Source organism: Phaeodactylibacter sp. (assembly GCF_040219495.1).
Classification (GTDB): Bacteria; Bacteroidota; Bacteroidia; order Chitinophagales; family Saprospiraceae; genus Phaeodactylibacter.
Genome location: NZ_JAVJSK010000156.1, coordinates 37,362 through 57,986 on the forward strand (window position 1 = coordinate 37,362; position 20,625 = coordinate 57,986).

A 20,625-nucleotide genomic window follows, 5' to 3' on the forward strand; every position below is an offset into this window, starting at 1 on the left:
TTTGGATGTTTATTATTGATCTTGTTGTTGAGCGGCCAGGTGTTTGGCCAGCAATTGCCGCCCCTTTTCGGAGGCGATACCATGAATATGATAGCGGATGTATTCCTGATGCAAGGTCGCCAGGTCGTAGTCGCCGATTTCGAAAACGTCTTCGTCAGCGACGAGTACCGACTTGCCTACGTACAAGCGGGCAATAATATCCGGGTCAAGCTCCGAACGATAAATGCCCTGCTGAATCCCCCTTCCGATATTATCACTGATCACTCCATACACATGCTGCTTCATCTGAGCTTCCATTTTCTTCCAAATGGAGCCATAATACTTTCGGAGATCATAGACGGTGGTTGGGGACATCGAACGGAGTTTTTCGACTACATAGCGCCCTATCCTGAGCATTTCCTCCAGCGCATCAGAGGAAGTCGAGCGGATTTCCTCGGTCATACACTTTTCTTCAGTGATATGTGCCTGAAAAATTTGCTCGATCAGGTCAGCTTTATTGGGTACGTATTGATAGAGTGTTTTTTTGGAAATCCCCATCTCCCGGGCGATATCATCCATCGTCACACTCTTGATCCCGTAACGCATAAACAACTCAAATGATGTTCTAATGATATCTTGCTTCAACTGCACCTTTGTTTTAATAACCTGCGCAAAATTACAGTCAAAAAACATAGGAAACCAATAGTAGTTTAAAAGTTTCCTGAGTTTTTTGAGTTTTATGCCAAATGGGGTTTCTCCTACGACAAACGGCAGAAAAGGCAGGATTTAGAGCTTTGGGGGGCTTTGAAAGGCTTCAAACATTTCAACCAGAGAGCGTATAAAGGAAGTTATCAAAATTTTATTTTGTGAGCAAAAAAGAGCAGGACATTTAACCCCGGAGTGCATTGCAAGTGCAGAATCTCCTATCCATGTTTCTTGTTTACGGTCTCCATTGATCGAGGAAGCGGGTCCAGTCTTCGGGATAGTCCAGGTCAAAATCACCCTTGGGGAAGGGAAGGCCAAGCAGTTCGGATTGATATTTGACCAGGAGCGGCTTAGCGCCCTTTTGCCCGCTGAGCGCCAAAAGCTCCGGAAATAAAGCCGGTCGAAAAAGGGCAGGCACACCGAGCCCTCTTTGATAACGGGCGGCAATGCCCGGTGCAGTGCTTTGTTGCAGCTGCCGGAGCATCTTTTGGAGTAAACTGGCGGTGAGAAAAGGCTGATCCGTAAGAATGAAGCCAGCCAGCTGCAAGTTGGGAAAGCACTGCAGTGCGTATGATAGGCCTGCACTGACGGAGCTGCCCATACCTGATTGCCAGTCGGGGTTGTGCACTGCCCGTACGAAATCCGGGAGTGCCGCCTCTACCGCTTCCTGCCTTGCTCCAGTCACTGTAAGGACAGCATCGAAACCCGCATCACGAGCAAGACAGCACATTCTGGCCACCATGGGCTGCCCTTGGAGCTCGAGCAATTGCTTGGCTTCACCCATACGGGAAGAAGCCCCTGCGGCAAGAACAATTCCTACGGTCAAAGTTTTCGGCATCACGGGGCAGTTATCTCCTTTTTGAACGACTCGAAAAAGAAAGGCACCGCATCCCCAACGGTTTGATTGGGAGCATTGGTAAGGATGACGATGCCGAGATCTTTCTCGGGTAAAAATGCAATTTCTGCCCGGAAGCCATTCACATAGCCACTATGCCCGATGATCCATTGGTTATCTATTTCGAACACCCGCCAGCCCATGGCATAGTAGGCCAGATCAAGCCCTTCCCAGTTCCGGTGCATGATGCGAGCGGCGGGAATGGGGACAGCGGGGCATAGCACGGAAGACAACAAGGGGGCGGACAGCACTTCGGGCCGGTACCCGCTTACTGCCAAAAGCCATTTGGCCATATCGTTGATGCTTGCATTAACACCTGCTGCTCCCGGCACTTCGTAAAAGTTTGGCTCTATTGCTGCAGGAGCATACCCCTCAACGACTCTGCGGTGTGGCATGGCTTTATTGGCATCCGCCATGAAGGGCTCAAACCCAACTGAAGCCCGGTACATACCAAGGGGCTGGAACAGCGATTGTTCCACCAGCAATTCGAAAGGCTGCCCCGATGCTGCTTCCAGCATATTCGCACCAAGATTGAACAAGACATTCTGGTAATTATGATAGGTGCCCGGGGCGTGTACGCGCTGTACCATAGGGAGCAGCCCCAGGATGTTATCGTAAGAGCGCCCCATATTCAGCAAATTGGAATAGGTATGCCGGGGCAGCCCAGTGGTGTGCGTAAGAAAATGCTGCAGTTCGAGCGTCTCCAGCCCCCCAATTTCAAACCCGGGCCCCGGTGGATGGAAGGCACAATAAGGTGTTGTCCAATCCAACAACCCGGCTTCTACCACCCGCCCTGCCAAAATCCCCGTCACCCCTTTGGAAAGAGAAGCAATCCTGAATAAGGTATTGGGCTGAATCGGATCCGTGCCCCCTACCGCCTTTACTCCATAAGTGCCAGTGGTGGCCACCACGCCGTTTTTGATGACGGCCCATGCTGCGCCGGGCACTTTTTCTTCCTGCAGCTTTTGTTTTAACTCTTTTTCGTAACCCGCCAAAAATACCTGCAGGGGCTCATCCATTACAGCTGCCCGTTTTTTAACGGCTTGTAGTGCACTGCCCTCCCCCACTGCGACCATGGGGTCTGAAGACATCAACAAACTGCCCGCTGCAACAAGCACTCCAAAAACTGACAACCGCTTTGTTAACATAGCCTCATGATTTTCCTGCTTTTGCTGCAATTTTAAGGGCAATCTCCGAGAATCCCAAGAAAGCTGAAACAATCCCGGTAACATTGTATTTTCAACGCTTTTCGGGGCTGCCAACGCTGTTTTTATTAACAAGCATTAAAAACTCCTTTTGTTATTGTAACCTTTTTTGTAGCTTTGACGTAAGATAAGTGTACGAGGAATCTTTATCTTTAAAATTAAAAGAACATTTTACCGCCGGTTTCCCGTACAAGAGAGCTAAAACATACCATATTATCGCCTAGGCTTAAAGCAAAAGGTAATCCCATCCGCCGATTTTACAAAAATGCTGATTTTACTTTGGCATGTACGTATTTTTAGAAATCCCCATGTGGAATTTCTAAAAATCTACTCTGATCAAACACTTTAGGCTAAGTAAAGCCAGAACAACATCACAGAAAACTGGTCAATATCTCTTTGATCGGTTGAGTCCGTAGCAAATTGTCTTGGAATTTTTGAGCGTGAAAGTTCAGCAAATCCAAGACTTCCGAGTGTGAAAAATGCCGCATTATTTCCGACTTTTCCGGACTGACTGGCGGTTTTCAGGTTTGGAGTTTTTGCCGGATGCTTTGAGCAAAAAAGAGTATAGAAGGTACGTTGGCTGTTAATTGCGGACCAAATTCCAGCCCTGCCACGAATAACTAATAATCATTTATTGTAGGACCATTATGAACAGGTCTTACCTAGAGGAAATTTTCCCCATGTTTAAAAACCAATCCCTCATTAAACCAATGCTATTATTGCTGTGCCTCACAGCAATGGTTAAGGGATATGCCCAAACATCAACCTTAAATCCATCAAAGCAGGATCACCACTCATTGGGGCTCATCATAGGTTCTTCAGCGCTGTTGGGCATTGAATATGCTCAGCCTTTGAATACCAAGACCTGGCTGCGTGCTAATCTTAGCTTCATGGACTTCAACATCAGAAAGTGGGAGACCAATTTCAACCGGTATGAGCAGTACGCGACTATCAATCTTGACATCAGGAACACCTCTCTGAGCCTGCTTGCAGATTACCTGGTCCATCCCAAGCTCAACCTGAGACTAGTCACAGGGTTAGGCTTTTTCCTAATGAATGAATTCAGCGGCTCCGTTAAATTAAGGGACCCGTTAAAGATAAATGACATTTACTTCCAGCCTGACGAGCTGGGGTATGTTTACGGAGGAGTACGGTACAACCTAAGGCTTAACCCCTACTTTGGGATAGCCTTGGGGCGCATCACTCACCCTAAACGCCGGCTTGCGGTAAGCCTTGATCTCGGCACCTATTATAAAGGAGCGCCGGAGGTATTCATCAACGGAACCGCCGTAATCCGCAACAATGAACATAATGCAGAAGTGCTGACCAACAATATGTCTGGCTACCGCTGGTACCCGGTTATTAATTTACGCTTAGGCTATTCCATTGATCCTAAAGATAATCCTTAATTAATCATGAAAAGATTACATCTACACAATTTGAGACTGAATGCTCTGCTGGCCGTTATGGTACTGGGTATTTTCTCCTGCACGAATCCGGAAGACCTGCTTAACGGTACTTCTGTAAACGTGCACAACGACTTTCTTATCAACCCAATGACCATTCAGGTACTTAACTACGATGGTGGTGAAGTACCCAAAGATATAAGCGTATCCGCTTATGGTCCCGACAAAGACCATATCTTTACGGTTCTGGGAGAGAAAGATTTGACCGTAAGCTACTCCGATGCGGACCAGAATGCGGCTTTCCTGTCGCTGGCAGTACGCCGGATTACAGCGTTTGATGAAGAAGACCCACTTGAGTTTACCCTTAAGTTTGAAGCAGAAGGCTATATGCCTGTGTTCCGCAACTTTAGTCTGACCGACGAAGACCGGACCATGCAGAACATCCGCATGTTCCCTGTCAGCGCTTCCAATATTGACGGCATGAATAAGGAAGAAGTTTCCATTGCTCAGAGCGGCAACGGAACACTCGAGCTGGTTTCTGCTCGTACTCCTGCCAGCCAAAACGGGCAGCGGATCAGCATTGAGGTCGCACCGAACACCCGTATGATGGACCAATCCGGCAAAAGCATCGCCGGCAACGTTGAAGCCCACGTCATCAGCTACGATTATACCAATCGGTTTATAAGCTCACTGGCGCCGGTCAGTTTGTTTGCCAACAACGCCCGTAGCCAGAGCGGTGAGGAACTTGGTTTCCTTAATTTTGCACCGGTAGCGGTCTACTCCATTGATATGTATGGCGCGGAAGGAGAAGTGAAGCAGTTCGACCAGCCGATCAAGGTGGAAGTGGAAATCCCTGCAGGTACTCCTCACCCCGAAACCGGCGCCCTGATAAAGGTCGGAGACGAACTGGAAGCCTGGAGCTTCAACGAAGGTTTTGGAGACTGGCAGGAAGAGGGCAGTGCAAAGATTGTCAGCGAAAACGGGGATAAGCTCATTGCTCACTTTGAGCAAACCCACTTGTCTACCTGGTTCCTCGGTGGGCGTATTTTCTGTCGCCCCTCTACCCGCTTTTTGATCCAAAACTCAAATCAGCCCAAAATCGGCCCTCAGACTTATTACTTTGTCGAGGTCGTCAATACGCTCAACAACAATATTGTTAATACCTTCAGCTTCACCCGGTTCTTTGATGGTGAAGTGATTACTGTGATCGTTCCTGCTCAATTCCAGAATGCTCCGGCAATCTTGCAATTCAATATCTATCAGTACCAGGAAGATGCAACACCACTATACACCTCCCCATTGTTTGCGCCTTGTGGAGATCAATTGATCATCAACCTGGACGATGTACTGGCACCTCCTCCAGGCTTGGGCACTAAATTTTTCGTTAACGTTTCGGGTACCTGCAGCGCTGGTTTCAGCAACTTTGTGGTTCGCCCTACCTTGCCTTTACAGTTCCGTCCTTCCGGAGCTACCGCATGGAACCCACTGGGTTGGCTGGATGCTGGAGAAGGCGCTAGCATGGCTCTTGAGAAGGGAAGATTCTATGATTTCCGGATTGCTTACCGGACGTTGGACCGCTGTGTCTTTAACCTGCAAGTGCCCACACAAGATTCTACGGTCATCATTGAAAGTTCTGTCTATCAATACGGGCCTTCAATGCCATTCTCAGAAACGATTGACGTGGATTACGTCGATACCGATAACGATGGCTTTGACGAAACCGTGTTTTTCAATTATACCAACATCAACGTACCTGATCAGGCGTGCCAGGAGTATATCGATTTCCTGAACGCTCCGATCAACTAAGTTTTTTCGACAGGTTTAAGTAGTATTATTCTTGGTAACGCTCCGGTTTCGGAGCGTTACTTTTTTTGTCCCCTTCCTACTCAGGTGGATAGAATATTGTGGCTTAGGCCGTGTACTTTACAAACTATTTCCGCATATCGGCCGTTTTAAAGTTTGTAAATCAGTAAATTGACAGTGACTATGATAAGAAGCGCTCCCGGGCGATTTCTTCCTGAAAACTGTACAAATCACTACGCCTATGTCTTGCCGACTCTACACGCTCCGTCTTTTGCTGCCGTTATTACTTTTGACTATCGGCACCTCTACGCTTTGGGCTACCCACAACCGTGCAGGTGAAATTACAGTCCGCCTTGTTAATGAAGACTGTGTAGGCCCAAGCGGGCTTACCATAGAAGCGACCATTACAACCTATACCAAAGCCAGTGCGATCCCCGCTGACCGCGATACCCTGACCATTTGCTGGGGGGATGGCACCTGTGAGCGGGTGGCACGCGAAAACGGGCCGGGCAGCCCTCCACAGGGCGACATTCTGGAGAATGACACCAAGCGTAATTTCTACATTGCCACCCATACCTATCCGGCGAGAGCAACTTATGTGATCTCTATGACCGACCCCAACCGGAACGGCGGTATCCTGAATGTCAATTTCCCCAATTCTGATCAGGTCCGCTTTCATATCCAAACCGAGTACACCTTTCTTAACCCCCAGTTTTCAGGTTGCAACAACTCCCCCGAACTGCTGCAACCGCCTATCGACATCGGCTGCGTAGGCCGGGTATTTACCCACAATCCTAATGCCTTTGATGCAGACAACGACAGCCTGACCTATGAATTCATTGACCCGATGCAGGATGTCAACTTGCCCGTACCCAATTACCAGCAAGTAACGCAAATCATGGCTGGTCCTAACAACCAAATCACCATAGACCGGTTTACCGGCGACATCGTTTGGGATGCCCCGCAACGAAGAGGCGAATACAACATCGCTATCCTCATCCGGGAGTACCGTAATGGGCAGCAGATTGGCTCCATTGTGCGCGACATGCAGATCCTGGTGCAGGATTGCGAAAACCTGCCTCCTGTAGTGGAAGTTCCCTTTGACGAGATTTGTATCATCGCCGGCAATATCCTGGAGTTTGATGTGCAGGCAACAGCTCCTCTCTCTGAAGCCACCCAACTGGTCCGGCTTACCGCCCTGGGCGGGCCCTTTGAAGTGCCCTATGGCCCGGCAACGTTCACGCCCAATACAGAAACCTTCGAAGAGGACCCTGTCGTCAAGACTTTCCGCTGGGATGTGCCCTGCGAGGCCATTAGTGCGCAGTACTATCAGGTCGTCTTCAAGGCGACTGACAATGGTTTTGGGGATACAAGCGGACTGGCTACGCTCAAGACCGTGCGTATAAAAGTAGTGGGGCCGCCACCGGAAGACGTACAAGCTGAGCCCGAATCCAATCAAGTCAATGTCTCCTGGCAGATGCCTTATGCCTGTGAAGCCACCGAAAACAATTACTTCCGGGGCTTTACCGTCTGGAGGCGGGAAGGCAGCTCTAACTTTATGCGGGACACCTGTACCCCTGGCTTAGATGGCAGTGGATATAACAGGCTCTTCAATACTCCCATTATGAATATGCAAGATGGCCGCTACGTCTACACAGACTCCGATGTGGAACGCGGCCGGACCTATTGCTACCGGATTCTGGCTGAATTTGCGTTGACCACGCCCACAGGAAGTACAACTTACAACCCGGTGGAGAGCCTTGCATCCGACTCTATTTGTGTACAGCTCAACCGGGATATCCCCCTGATCACTAACGTCAGCGTCCTGACGACGGATACCGGCAGCGGTGAGATGGAAGTTTGCTGGTCTAAGCCCGTTGCTGAAGACCTTGATACCTTGCTCAATCCGGGCCCTTATGTTTACGAAGTTTTACGCGCTGAGGGGCAAGATCCGCCTGAAGATGCCTTCCAGCCTATCGGTACCACTTTCAGCAGCCCCACTTTTGCAGGCGCCAATGATACCTGCTTCGTGGATACCGGACTGAATACCGCCGGCCAGGCTTACAGCTACAAAGTGGCCTTTTACGTCAACAACGAAAATGAACCACTCGGCCTGACCAACCCTGCTTCATCCGTATTCTTAAGTATTGAGCCTACCGACAATACCAATATTCTGTCCTGGTCTGAGAATGTGCCCTGGAATAATTTTGAGTACACCATATTCCGGGAAAACAACTTGGGAGGTTTTGACTCTCTAACCACGGTTCCGGAGCCCCCTTACCGGGACGAAGGCCTCATCAACGGTACAGAGTACTGCTACTACGTCCGTTCTGCTGGCACCTATGGCATTGATGGTATTGCCGGGCCATTATTGAACAACTCACAACAGGACTGCAGCATCCCAATTGACAATATTCCGCCCTGCCCTCCTACGCTTGAGGTTACCAATGGCTGTGATACCCAAACCGACTGCTCTGATGAGGAAGGCTTGTCCAACCAGCTTGACTGGGTCAACCCCATGGAGCTTTGTGAAGAAACGGACGACGTAGTGGGCTACCGGATTTACTACGCTCCGTTTGAAGGCAGCGACTTTGAGCTTATCGTCTCTATTGATGATTCACGGCTTACCGAATATGACGACAAGCCAGAAATAGGCATTGCGGGCTGCTACGCGGTCACTGCTGTAGATACCTTCCTAAACGAGAGTGATTTCAGCAATATCATCTGCGTTGACAACTGCCCGTTCTATCAGCTGCCCAATGCCTTTACGCCCAATGGGGACGGACAAAACGATGTTTTCCGCCCCTATCCTTACTGTTTTATCGACCGTGTAGACTTTACGGTGTTCAACCGCTGGGGGCAAGTGGTATTTACGACCAACAACCCCGATCTTGACTGGGACGGTACCAACCTGCAAGGGCAAATGCTTGAAGACGGGACCTATTACTACAGTTGCCGCTACTTTGAGCAACGGGTGACCGGTATTCAACCCGGCCCCGAAATACTGAAAGGCTACATTGAGCTCATTACCAATAACCGGTAAGTGGACGAAAAAAGCCCCGGGTTGCGATCGCAGCCCGGGGCTTTTTTTAACCTTGTATTGTTGTATGCTCCGTATTAGAGCGGAAAATCCTTCCCGCAAACTGCGGGACAGGCTATTTAGCTAAGCTAAACTCCGGTTTTCGTGCCTCGTCTAACCAAAAAATGGTCAGTTTTCGACTAGAAGACAAAAGTCCCAACACGTTCTTAACCGCCCAGCTGGCCGATCTCGTACTTTGCACGCTCTACATACTTGCTATCCTTAACCATTTTGTAGGCCTCGATGGCGCCGGCGCTATCGCCCTTAGCCTTCAGGATTTCTGCTTTCTGCATGATGTACTTATCCGCATCAGTGCTGGTCAGTTCTATAGCTTTGTCGACATGCATTAAAGCATCATCGCTGCTACCATCACTGAGGAGAGCGTCGCTCAGATAGTAATGTACATCCGCGCTTTTGCCCCCTTCCAGATAAGCCTCAGCCATATCCTTAACCAGAGCCCAGTCTTTGTCGCCCCAGGCAACAGCTACCATATTCTCAGCCTTGCTCTTCATTTTCTCGGCTTTATCAGCTTTGCCAGCCTTTTCGCAAACATCGCCGGCTTTCTGGTAAGCACCAACCGCCTTAGCCATCATTTCCAGGCCCTCGAGCGCCTGCGCCTTTCCAATATAATTTGCATAGAAGCCCGGGTTATACTCTACGCCCTGCTGATATACCTCCTGTGCTTTCTCAAAATCATCAGCCTTCCGTGCTTTAGAGCCGACGTAGTAAGCAGCGATCGCACCATTTTTCTTGGCCAGCTGCATCACCTTAATATCCGTCTCAGAGGAAGAATCCGCTGCCTCAAGTGCCTGTCCCATCAGCTCTAAAGCTGATTCGTAATCCTTAGCTTTCAGCTTTTCCAGGCCATCGTTGTAGAGGCTGGCTGCTGAAGCTTGTTGCTCCTCCTGTGCGTTAAGCGTATTGGTAAATAGTCCAAAAATTGAAAAAATACCCGCTAAAATGATTGTTCTTCTCACGATCACAAACACGTTTTATTAGTTAATGAATAATATCAATGGTAATCAAATTCAGCATTTATTTTGTCCTTCGGACACGTTGATGCCAAATTTGTAACGTCAAATTTAAGTTTCGGGTTTAGTTTTTTTGGTTTTAACGTTTTTATCTGCTCCGCTCCGGCCAAAATGTGGCCAGAAAAGCAAAGCCACCAAAGTAAATCAATGGCAACACACAGCCCCACCAGAAAAGCGGGACCTCCCGGGGCTCATACCAAAGCAGCCCTACCATTGACACCACAAATAGTACCGTTGCTGTCAGATTGCCGGCCCTCCATCGCTTCGTGCGGCTCGGATAGGCAAACTTAACAGGTACAAACTGTAATGTGGCAAGCATGATGATCACCGACAGGTTCACAGCCCCTGCCCACTCAAAAACAAAAAGTAAATAGAAAGCTGCCATATTCCACATCACCGGAAAGCCGACGAAGTAGTAGTCCTCCGAAATCATGCCATCCTTGCCATAGTAAATGGCAGCAGTGACCAAGATGAGGAAAGCTACCCATAAATCATAGGGGGAAGCGATGATCTCTGCCTGATAGATGAGAAAAGCCGGCACGATGGCGTACGCGGCAAAATCAATGACGAAGTCGATGCTCTTTCCGCTCATCTGCGGCAGTACTTCAGTCACTTTGAAATACCGGGCCAGGGTGCCATCCACACCATCAATAACCTGTGCGGCCAATAGCCACCACATAGCCTGTTTGAAATTGTGCTGTGTGCCTTCTACCAATGCCATGAACACCGTGATGATGCCACTTGCGGTAAAAAGATGAACGGCCCAAGCCTGAGCCCGCTGACCAGCGGTGTACGTTTTCCCCATAGATTGATCTTGCTGCACCGCTAAAATATGAGTAATTTTCGGCATTTCAGAATAACCTTGCTTATGGCACTTCAGACCTGGCGTTTGCTGCGCCCTGCTTTCCTGCTATTGATCATGCTGGGCCTGGGCGGCGCCTACCTCCACTTTTTCACGGATCAGCCGCTAAGTTGGCCGGCCTACTTGTCTATGATGTTTTTTTACACCCTCATCTTTGGGGTCGGTGCCTACGCTGCCAGTCTCCGCAAGGGCAATGATAGCGAGAGTATTATGCTGGCGGGGCGCCAACTGCCGCTCTTTCTCGCTATTTTCACCATGAGTGCCACCTGGGTAGGCGGAGGCTACATTAATGGCACCGCCGAGTACACCGCAAGTGCAGGGCTGGTGTGGGTACAAGCGCCCTGGGGCTACGCGCTGAGCCTTGTTGTCGGGGGGCTTGTATTCGCCCGCCGTATGCGGACGTACCGATTCCACACCTTGCTCGACCCGCTGGAGCAACGATTTGGCAAACGTACTGCTGCGCTGCTCTTCCTGCCTGCCTTGTCAGGAGAGCTCTTCTGGACTGCGGCTATCCTGACGGCACTGGGCACCACCTTCGGGGCAATTGCCGGTCTGGACACCCCAACCGCCCTCGTGGTTTCTGCGCTGATCACTATCGCCTACACGGCTTTGGGCGGGCTCTGGGCTGTTGCCCTGACCGATGTGGTACAACTCATCCTGCTCTTCGGTGGGCTTTGGCTCGTAACGCCCTACGCCCTGAGCCATGCCGGCGGATGGACCGTAGCCTGGGCAGACTATCAGGCTACCTACGGTGCTGCGGCCAGCCTGCTGCCCAGCCGGGAAGCACTAGGCAACTACTACTGGAATTGGTGGGACTATGCGCTTTTGCTTATTTTCGGGGGCGTTCCCTGGCAGGTTTACTTTCAGCGGGTGCTCTCTTCCAAAGACGCAGATACGGCAGTACGGCTTTCCCTGATTGCAGCAGTGGTTTGCTTACTCGCTGCGGTGCCGGCCGTTGTTATTGGTATTGCTGCCCACGCTACCGACTGGCAAGCGATAGGCTTATCCGCTCCTCCCGATGCCGCTTCCACCCTACCCTGGGTGGTGCGCTATCTTACCCCTACATGGGTGGGCATCATCGGGCTGGGGGCTATTGCTGCCGCAGTCATGTCCTCGGCAGACTCCTCTATCCTGTCGGCTTCCTCAATGGCTAGCTGGAATGTGTTCCGGCCCTTATTCAAGCCCAAGGCTTCTCCCGCCACACTAGGCAAAGTGGTACAGCGTATGATTTGGGTTACCGGCATCACCGCTACCCTCATCGCCCTCAATATTCAGAGTGTGTATGAGCTTTGGTTTCTGTGCAGCGACTTTGTGTATTGTCTTTTGTTCCCGGTACTGGTCTGTGCATTGTTTGATCCTAAAGCCAATGCGATAGGGGCGATTAGCGGGCTCACCGTGGCAGCTATTCTCCGGTTTGGCGGAGGGGATGCGACCCTGGGCATTCCCCTGATGCTGCCCTACCCTATGGTAGAGGACGGCATATCGCTCTTCCCGTTCCGTACCACGGCCATGTTATCGGGTTTGGTAACGATACTTGTGGCCTCCCGGCTTACGCAACGTTGGAGCCCTCCCAAAAAGTTACAGGAAAATGCCTGATGATTTTACCAGACTTCACGATGCGCTCCAAAACGGGGCAGTACCTTATCCTTCTCAGAGAGGATAAGCTCCTCCTGATCAATCTCCCAGTCAATAGCCAGCTTCGGATCGTCGAAGATAATGCCGCCTTCGTGCTCTTTAGAGTAGAAATTGTCGCACTTGTAGAAAAATTCGGCAGTAGGGCTTAAAACCAGATAGCCATGTGCAAAGCCCCGGGGCACAAAGAGCTGCCGTTTGTTTTCTGCGCTCAGGCGTATACTGAACCACTGCCCGTAGGTCGCTGAATCCGGGCGGATATCCACCACCATATCCAGTACTTCGCCTTCTATAACGCGGACCAGCTTTGCCTGAGCGTGCTCTCCAACCTGATAGTGCAACCCACGCAGCACACCCCGGGTAGAACGGGCCTGATTGTCTTGTACGAAGGGCACAGCAATACCCGCTTCTTTGAAACGCTGTTGGTTAAAAGCTTCGTAAAAGTACCCCCGGTCGTCTTTCCATACCTGAGGCTCAAATATTTTCAACCCCTTGATGGGCGTATTCAGAAATGGCATATTAGTTTGGCTTTACATCTGCAAGATAATTGCTGTCTGTGGCTTTTCCCAAAGCACAGCTGTAAATCCCTACTTTTTTCGGAAAAACACCCCGATAGGCACTCCCGAGAAATCAAAGTTCTTACGGAGCTGATTCTCCAAATAGTGCCGGTAGTTATCTTTCACATGCTTCGGGTTATTACAAAAGAATGCGAATGCCGGATAGTAAGTCGGCAGCTGCGTAATGTATTTGATTTTCACAAACCGGCCCCGGTGTGAAGGGGGCGGATAACGCTCTATGGCTTCCAGCATCACTTCATTGAGAACAGAGGTTTTGATTTTTCGGCTACGGTTTTCGTAAACCTTAAGCCCGGCTTCCACAGCCTGAAAAATCCGCTGCTTATCCAAAACAGAGATAAACAAAATTGGTACATCTGAAAAAGGAGAAATCCGCTCGCGCAGTTCTTTTTCGTAGTCCCGGGCGGTATTGGTTTCCTTATCCTTCAGGTCCCACTTATTGACCAGAAGCACAACGCCCTTGTTGCGGCGCTGGGCGAGACGGAAAATGCTCATATCCTGTGCTTCCATTCCGGTCTGTGCGTCAATCATCAGCATGCATACATCGGCTTCCTCGATCGCTTTGATGGCCCGCATGACCGAATAGAACTCCAAGTCTTCGTGCACCCTTGACTTCTTCCTGATGCCCGCCGTATCAATGAGCAGGAACTCTTTGTCAAATTTGGCATATTTAGAGTGGATGGAGTCGCGTGTGGTCCCTGCAATATCCGTTACGATATTGCGCTCTTCTCCCAGCAGTGCATTGGTCAGTGAGGATTTGCCCACGTTGGGCTGCCCGACAATTGCAAAACGGGGCAGTTTGCTCGGTTCTTCTTCCTTTTCTTCGATATGCTCCGATACTGCGTCCAGCAAATCGCCAGTACCACTTCCTGTCAGAGACGACAGGAAGAAGGTATTCTCGAAGCCCAGGCTCCAGAATTCGTTGGCTTCCATCATGCGGTTGTGGTTATCCACCTTATTGACCGCCAGGAACACGGGCTTTTCCGTACGGCGCAGCATACCGGCTACTTCCTCATCAAGGTCCGTAATGCCGGTGGTCACATCCACCATAAAAACGATCACTTTGGCTTCTTCAATTGCAATCTGGACCTGAGAGCGGATGGCCGCTTCGAAAATATCCTCAGAATGCTTCACAAAGCCGCCGGTATCGACTACCGTAAACGTTTTTCCATTCCAGTAGCTGCTGCCGTATTGCCGGTCACGCGTCACACCACTGATATCGTCAATGATAGCCTGACGCTCTCCGATCAATCGGTTGTATAATGTCGATTTACCCACATTGGGCCGGCCGACAACCGCTACAATATTATTATTCATTGCTTTGTATTCAAATTTGTACAGCCCACAAAGATAGGGGTTAATCTGACAACTTGGCTGTCTTGGCTACACATCTGCACCGGTAAGTGCAAACAGCCCTGCTTGTTCCCCTCCCAAATGTTAAAATCCAACTTTTTCAGCCCGCTGGTTATGGAATTTCCTGATTTCCGCGACCTATAAGTAGAAAACAACCCTAAAAAAACCATGTACACCCTAACAATTGTGCAGGCAATCAGTATTGCCCTGCTTTCGGTATGCCCTGTGGCACAGCCCGGACTAACCGCAACGTCTACAGATATCTTTGGTACCCATCAACTGCATACAGCATACGGGCTGATGAATGTGCAGGTAGGTACCGCCAACGAAGGCCAGGCCTCCAAACTCTCGGTTGGGCCACAGTACATTCTCATTAAAAATGCCCCGCTGATCCGGGTCATGCAGCTAATGGACCGGCCCATTGCCCCCTGTCCGCTCACGGCTTATGACTATGGGCCACCGCCGTCCGAAGCTGCTCATCCGGCTCAGGAAAAGAGTCGGGAGAATGCCCTCCTGGCAGAGCGGATCAACTTCAAGATTTCTTGTAGTGATTGCCATCTGGAGGATTTACAGGAAGTAGCCTTTACCTTTCTGCAGTCGAAGGTCAGGCCACAGGCGGAAACACCTGCTAACCTGCCTCTGCTTACCCAAAACACAGCTGATCAGACCAACCGCTGAACCTGGGTGGCATCTTCAAGTTCCAGCGTTTCGCTCAAATTAAGCAGGTTGAGCCCTGGTGTTTTGCCGGGCTCAATACTGCCCAAATGGTTTTCGTAGCCCAATGCCTGTGCACCGTTCAGCGTTGCCCATTGCAGCAAAGTGGCAAAAGGCACATAAGACTGATATTTGACAATGGTTTTGATTTCTTCCAGTACTGACAATCGCCAGTTGGAGGTCAGGCTGTCCGTGCCAATCGTCATTCGGGCTCCATTATCGATAAAAGCCTTATAGTTGGGCAAGCGGTTTTCGATGTAGAGGTTTGCGTTAGCGCAAGTCGCCCAGTACACCTTACTACTCCACTCATGAGCGGCCTGAATATCCTCGGCGGTGGTCATGGTATTGTGCACAAAGAGGGCACGGCAGTCTGGGTTCATATGCTTCATCGCATAGTATATAGAAGGTTTACCCGTAGCCTCCAACTGCTCAACGGAAAAGCCAAATGCTTCGTAAAAATCAACGAACCCACCCTCCTTGGATAAGAAAAACTGGTTTTCGTGGACGGTCTCCTGATTGTGGATACAGACGGTAACGCCGGCGTCCGGATTGAGCGCGTTGATCTTTTCAAAAAGGCTTGGAGAAACGGTGTAAGGAGCGTGGGGCACGGCTGTTTTCTGGTTGCCATTACTACCCGCCTGACCGTCAAAGACTTTTTTGTAATTGTCAAAGGTTTGCCCGGCCATATTGTCCTGCAGAAAGTCAAACATTTCCACAAACGTATAATAATGTATCGGGCTCTCCATTTTCCGGGCAGCAGTATCCGTCTTATTGGAAATATCCCCAACGGCGACGATCCCAGCATCGTACATCTCCTGATCAGCCCGGTCGATAGCCTCCAGGATTTCCTCCATGGGAATATCCCGAAACTTAACGACCTGCTGCAAAAAGGGCAATAATCCGGTTCCGGTATCGACTCGGCCCTTCATGTGAGAAAGCTCCAGGTGGCAGTGGGTGTTGACAAAGCCCGGCACAATCGCCCCTTTGTGGACCTCAAGCGTGGTCGGATCGTGGTTGCCGCGAGCATCCACCGATTGTACGGTGCCCTGCTCATTCACTACCACCACCCCTTCCTTAACCGGCTCTCCCACAACGGGCAATACATAATCTGCAGTTAGCTTTCGCATGTTCTGATATTTGCTTTAAAGTTATTTTGCGCTGACGCCCACCCGTTTGCCAATGCGTTTTACGAGGAGCCCGTTTTTCATCCGCGGTTCAAACCAGGTTGACTTTGGAGGTAGGACTTGTCCAATATCCGCGACTTTGATGACCTCCTCCATTTGAACCGGGTACAAGCAAAAAGCAACGCTATCTGACCCTTTTTCCACCTCTTTCATGACTCCTGCTATGCCCCTGGGGCCCTCAATATATTTTACGCGCCGGTCGTTCCTTACATCTTCAATGCCCAGCAGCTTGCTCATAACTTTGTGGTTCAGGAGCATGGCATCGAGCACAACTGCCTCGCTCGCATATTCCAGCAGGATACGCTCTTTCCACTGCAAGCGGTACCATTCGCCCCGCAGGCACATCGTCAGCTCAAATTTGCGGCGTGGTTTGGCAGGCTGATCGATAGGCTCCACTTCAAAAGTCTGGGACAACCGGGCCATAAACTGAGCCGGCGAGTGCCCATTCAGGCTATTGACAACCCGGTTGAAGTCCTGAATTTGGATATCATGGATCGGGAAGAAAGCGGCGAAAAGACTATCATAATCTTCCGTTCCATCTGTTGTTTGATCAAACAAACGGAGCGCGGTGGACGTCCGGTGGTGCCCATCTGCAATGTAAGTGATCGGGACTTTTTCCCGGAATAGCTCCTGGAGTTCCTCAATTTGGGCAGGCGCCGAAACGCACCAAATGGAATGGTGCTCTTTACCCCCGCGCAGCGTAAACTTCATGAGTGGCAACTCCGCTCTTTTGTAAGCTTCCAGCCAGTTTTTGATTACCGGCACCGGTTGGTGGGCTAAAAGAACCGGTTTCACGGCCGCTTTGCGACGTAGCAACAGCTGCAGTTGTTTTTCCTCTTTGTCGGCCAGCGTTTCTTCATGCTTAAGCACCCGGTCATTGAGGCAATCCTCCATGTGTACGCCAGAGATCACACCGGTGAAGCTTCGGCCATCCTTTGTGATCTGATAAATAAACATAGAAGGCTCTGCTATTTCGTTGAAGAAGCCTTCCTCGAAATATTTATGGTACTCCTGTTTAACTGTTCCAAAGAACTGTTCAGGAACCTGTATTTTTTCAAGCTTAGGGAAAGTTGCCCTGAATGGTAGCAGCTGCATAAATGGTTTTATATGGCTGTAATTCGGGCGGGAAATTACAAAAAAAAGAAAGTGTAGCAGCATTACGCTACTACACTCCTAAAAAACTAAACCCCAGTTATAATTCTTGACAGCGAATTTACGCTGTATTTATCTGTTTTGTGCTTTAGTAACGCCTTTGATTTCTGGTTTGTTGTCCCGTAAATGTTAAAATTTTGCGGTTGATATTTTACCTTTCTGGCATCAGGAGATAAGAAAACGGCAGCTAAAAGATCTTATTGCAAGCCTAAAGAAAAATTTCTGGTTAGTAATCCAACGATACCCGTTCCTTCGTACGTCACTACTGTAACATTTAGGATTTTCATCTGATTAAAAGAGCGGTTTGAATCCGGTAACTCTCAGGAGAGAAGCCAATCATTACCTTATAAAGGCACTGTACTCAAAAGTGAACTTTACAGGTAAACCACTTTCAAACCGAATTCTAGTTCATCACTCGTAGCCAAACAAAAACCCATGAATACTCTCGCTTTAAAAACAGAACTTACCCACCTGACGATGAACCGGCAGGCATTTGGCACCACCCCTGAAGAGGTGCTCAACCGCCTGCGGCGATCCATCAAAGCTAACGCTATGCCACTGGGGCCCTTCCTCAGGATGCGGTGCACGAATAAGCGTAAGATTGGCAGGGACATCCAAACCGCCCAATACGTTTTGCTCTACGATAAGCAGTCACTGCTGATCAAGCTCACCTACTTTCTGCCCCGCAACCGCTGGGAAATCAGCGCCTGCTCGTTTATCTAGAGCTTGTTGGGGTTTTGCTTTTGGAGCGAACGCAACGAAATTTCGTTCTGATCGAGGCACGAGGAGGGAGCATAGCATCTCTTAAACCTGATATTGGAACGCTCTGCCCGCTTTTCGGATTAAAGAATCAAATCTTATCTTCGCCGACAAAGCAGACTAAAGCATGAGCAAAAGATATATCGTTACTTCCGCATTGCCTTACGCCAACGGTGCGTTACACCTGGGCCACCTCGCCGGTGCCTACCTTCCTGCCGATATTTATGTCCGTTACCTCCGCCTGCTTGGCAAAGATGTGGTCTGGGTTTGCGGCTCCGACGAGCACGGTGCCGCCATCACCATCCGGGCAAAAAAAGAGGGCATCTCTCCGCAAGAGATTATTGACAAGTACCACACACTGAACAAGCAGACTTTTCAGCAACTGGGCGTCTCCTTCGATATCTACCACCGGACGAGCGCGCCTATACACCATGAGACGGCACAGGACTTCTTTACTACCCTGCATGCCAAAGGTGGTGAATTTGAGGAGCGCGAACAGGAACAATACTACGATGAAGCCTACGACCAATTCCTCGCAGACCGGTACATCACCGGGAATTGCCCGAAGTGTGGCCACGACGCGGCTTTCGGCGACCAATGTGAAAACTGCGGCTCCGACCTCTCCCCTACCGAACTGATCAACCCCAAGTCTACCCTTAGCGGAAACGCCCCGACACTCCGCAAGACCACCCACTGGTATTTCAAGCTCGACAAGCACGAAGACTGGCTCCGGGAATGGATCGACCAGGGAACGCTAAATGGCCAGCCCCATCACGACCCCAAAACCTGGAAGCGCCACGTAGTCGGGCAATGTCTGAGCTGGCTCGACAGTGGCCTGCAGCCCAGAGCCATCACCCGAGATTTGGACTGGGGCATACCTGTACCAGCCAAAAATGCAGAAGGCAAAGTGCTCTATGTTTGGTTTGACGCACCCATCGGGTACATTTCCGCAACCCGTGAATGGGCCAGACAGAATGGTAAAAACTGGGAAGATTACTGGAAGAGTGAAGACAGTGAGCTGGTCCACTTCATCGGAAAAGACAATATCGTTTTCCACTGTATTGTCTTCCCCGCGATGCTCAAAGCCTACGGTGGTTACAACCTGCCCGTCAACGTACCCGCCAATCAGTTCCTCAATTTTGAGGGCAAAAAGTTCTCCAAATCCCGGGGCTGGGGGCTGGAGCAACACCAATACCTGGAAGAGTTTAAGGACTTTCCGAACAAGGAAGATGCGCTGCGCTACGCACTGATCCGTAATATGCCGGAAAACCGGGACGCCGACTTCAAGTGGGACGAATTTGTGGAATTCCACGATAAGGAGCTGGCGGACAACCTCGGCAACTTTGTCAATCGGGTCATTGTGCTTTCTAATAAGTACTTCGAGGGTAAAGTCCCGGCGCCCAATGGCAATACCGCCGAAATGCTCGCCCCGGCACACAAGATTGCCACACAGGTCGTTCAGGAGCTGAACCGCTATAGCTTCCGTACGGCGGCACAGGGTGTCATGGAGCTATCCGACTGGGGCAATGCCTACTTACAGGAATCCGCACCCTGGGCCCTTTACAAAGCCAATCCGGAAGATCCAGCCATACGGGATATTATGTTCACCGGCTTGCAAGTCGTTGCGCTGCTTAGCATACTGACGGCCCCCTTCATCCCGTTCACCAGCCCGAAATTGCGCCGCCTGGTGGGATTGCCGGAACTGGAAAACGGTGACCTTGCAATAGCGCTGCAGCAACTGGAAAATGGCACGCCTTTACTCCCGGCAGGCCATGCTATTGGCCAGCCAGAGCTCCTTTTTGCCAAAATCCACGACCGCAAAGACGACAGCCGTTTACAAATTATAAACCGGCAAAAAGCCAAACTGGAAGCCATAGAAGAAGCTGATAAGGGATCGGAGCGCGAGCCCGTCAAGCCCAACATCGAATTTGACGACTTTACCAAACTGGATTTACGCACCGGCACCATCACCGCAGCGGAGCCGATGCCCAAAGCGAACAAGCTCCTGAAACTCACCGTTGATATAGGTAGTGAAACACGAACCGTCGTTTCCGGCATCGCTAAGTTTTTCAAGCCGGAGGACCTGCCCGGTCAAACCGTTGTACTGGTAGCCAATCTTGCGCCCCGTAAACTCAGGGGCGTAGAATCCCAGGGCATGGTGCTGATGGCAGAAAATAACGAAGGTCAGCTTGCCTTTGTCCAACCCCAGGAAGGTTTCGGGAACGGCTGGGTCGTACGCTAATTACCGTATCAGTGCGAGGCAGGGTAGCCACCCTGCCTCGCCCTTAAAC

Annotated in this window: 16 protein-coding genes; 7 read left to right on the plus strand and 9 right to left on the minus strand. The window is 50.2% G+C overall.

Annotated features, from left to right (window positions below):
• Positions 1–12: 12 nt before the first annotated feature.
• From RIC19_RS25335 to RIC19_RS25345, 3 genes are all read right to left on the minus strand, one after another.
• Positions 13–624: a TetR/AcrR family transcriptional regulator gene (locus RIC19_RS25335; protein ID WP_350181189.1), complete on the minus strand. Its 612-nt coding sequence runs from the start codon at positions 622–624 to the stop codon at positions 13–15.
• A gap of 295 nt (positions 625–919) precedes the next feature.
• Positions 920–1,522, minus strand: coding sequence for a nucleotidyltransferase family protein (locus RIC19_RS25340; protein ID WP_350181190.1), 603 nt, complete (start codon positions 1,520–1,522; stop codon positions 920–922).
• Positions 1,522–2,727, minus strand: a complete 1,206-nt coding sequence (locus RIC19_RS25345; RefSeq protein WP_350181191.1) for a serine hydrolase domain-containing protein — start codon at positions 2,725–2,727, stop codon at positions 1,522–1,524. The genes RIC19_RS25340 and RIC19_RS25345 overlap by 1 nt, the downstream gene beginning before the upstream one ends.
• A gap of 854 nt (positions 2,728–3,581) precedes the next feature.
• On the opposite strand from RIC19_RS25345, the gene RIC19_RS25350 reads away from it, so the two are divergent.
• The 3 genes from RIC19_RS25350 to RIC19_RS25360 all read left to right on the plus strand — a co-directional run bounded on the left by RIC19_RS25350 (position 3,582) and on the right by RIC19_RS25360 (position 9,036).
• On the plus strand, positions 3,582–4,193 hold the full coding sequence (locus tag RIC19_RS25350) for a hypothetical protein (protein WP_350181192.1): 612 nt from the start codon (positions 3,582–3,584) through the stop codon (positions 4,191–4,193).
• 6 nt (positions 4,194–4,199) lie between these two features.
• A complete protein-coding gene (locus tag RIC19_RS25355) occupies positions 4,200–5,996 on the plus strand; it encodes a hypothetical protein (RefSeq protein WP_350181193.1) in 1,797 nt (598 codons plus the stop codon).
• Between the two features lie 238 nt (positions 5,997–6,234).
• A complete protein-coding gene (locus tag RIC19_RS25360; protein ID WP_350181194.1) occupies positions 6,235–9,036 on the plus strand; it encodes a T9SS type B sorting domain-containing protein in 2,802 nt (933 codons plus the stop codon).
• 203 nt (positions 9,037–9,239) lie between these two features.
• On the opposite strand, the gene RIC19_RS25365 is transcribed toward RIC19_RS25360, so the two are convergent.
• Positions 9,240–10,049: a tetratricopeptide repeat protein gene (locus RIC19_RS25365; RefSeq protein WP_350181195.1), complete on the minus strand. Its 810-nt coding sequence runs from the start codon at positions 10,047–10,049 to the stop codon at positions 9,240–9,242.
• A 142-nt stretch (positions 10,050–10,191) separates the two neighbouring features.
• Entirely contained in the window at positions 10,192–10,953 is a 762-nt protein-coding gene (locus RIC19_RS25370) for a CDP-alcohol phosphatidyltransferase family protein (protein WP_350181196.1), read from the minus strand.
• 18 nt (positions 10,954–10,971) lie between these two features.
• On the opposite strand from RIC19_RS25370, the gene RIC19_RS25375 reads away from it, so the two are divergent.
• Positions 10,972–12,561 (plus strand): high affinity choline transporter 1, encoded by a 1,590-nt coding sequence (locus RIC19_RS25375; RefSeq protein WP_350181197.1) that lies wholly within the window; start codon positions 10,972–10,974, stop codon positions 12,559–12,561.
• Positions 12,562–12,566: 5 nt separating this feature from the next.
• Here the strand turns inward: RIC19_RS25375 and rfbC are convergent, their stop codons facing one another.
• Together rfbC and der are read right to left on the minus strand one after the other, a co-directional pair.
• Positions 12,567–13,115, minus strand: coding sequence for a dTDP-4-dehydrorhamnose 3,5-epimerase (gene rfbC / locus RIC19_RS25380; protein ID WP_350181198.1), 549 nt, complete (start codon positions 13,113–13,115; stop codon positions 12,567–12,569).
• Between the two features lie 69 nt (positions 13,116–13,184).
• Entirely contained in the window at positions 13,185–14,489 is a 1,305-nt protein-coding gene (der, locus tag RIC19_RS25385; RefSeq protein ID WP_350181199.1) for a ribosome biogenesis GTPase Der, read from the minus strand.
• 204 nt (positions 14,490–14,693) lie between these two features.
• Between der and RIC19_RS25390 the strand changes: the two genes are divergently transcribed.
• Positions 14,694–15,203 (plus strand): hypothetical protein, encoded by a 510-nt coding sequence (locus RIC19_RS25390; RefSeq protein ID WP_350181200.1) that lies wholly within the window; start codon positions 14,694–14,696, stop codon positions 15,201–15,203.
• On the opposite strand, the gene RIC19_RS25395 is transcribed toward RIC19_RS25390, so the two are convergent.
• Complete coding sequence (locus tag RIC19_RS25395) at positions 15,188–16,366, minus strand: amidohydrolase family protein (RefSeq protein WP_350181201.1); 1,179 nt, start codon at positions 16,364–16,366, stop codon at positions 15,188–15,190. The genes RIC19_RS25390 and RIC19_RS25395 overlap by 16 nt on opposite strands.
• Before the next feature lie 21 nt (positions 16,367–16,387).
• Positions 16,388–17,518, minus strand: coding sequence for a DUF1015 family protein (locus RIC19_RS25400; protein WP_350181202.1), 1,131 nt, complete (start codon positions 17,516–17,518; stop codon positions 16,388–16,390).
• Between the two features lie 492 nt (positions 17,519–18,010).
• Here RIC19_RS25400 and RIC19_RS25405 point away from each other — a divergent pair, with 492 nt between their 5' ends.
• Together RIC19_RS25405 and metG are read left to right on the plus strand one after the other, a co-directional pair.
• The gene (locus tag RIC19_RS25405; RefSeq protein ID WP_350181203.1) at positions 18,011–18,298 is read left to right on the plus strand and encodes a hypothetical protein; all 288 of its coding nucleotides are present in this window, start codon (positions 18,011–18,013) and stop codon (positions 18,296–18,298) included.
• Between the two features lie 163 nt (positions 18,299–18,461).
• Positions 18,462–20,576, plus strand: a complete 2,115-nt coding sequence (gene metG / locus RIC19_RS25410) for a methionine--tRNA ligase (protein WP_350181204.1) — start codon at positions 18,462–18,464, stop codon at positions 20,574–20,576.
• Positions 20,577–20,625 lie beyond the last annotated feature (49 nt).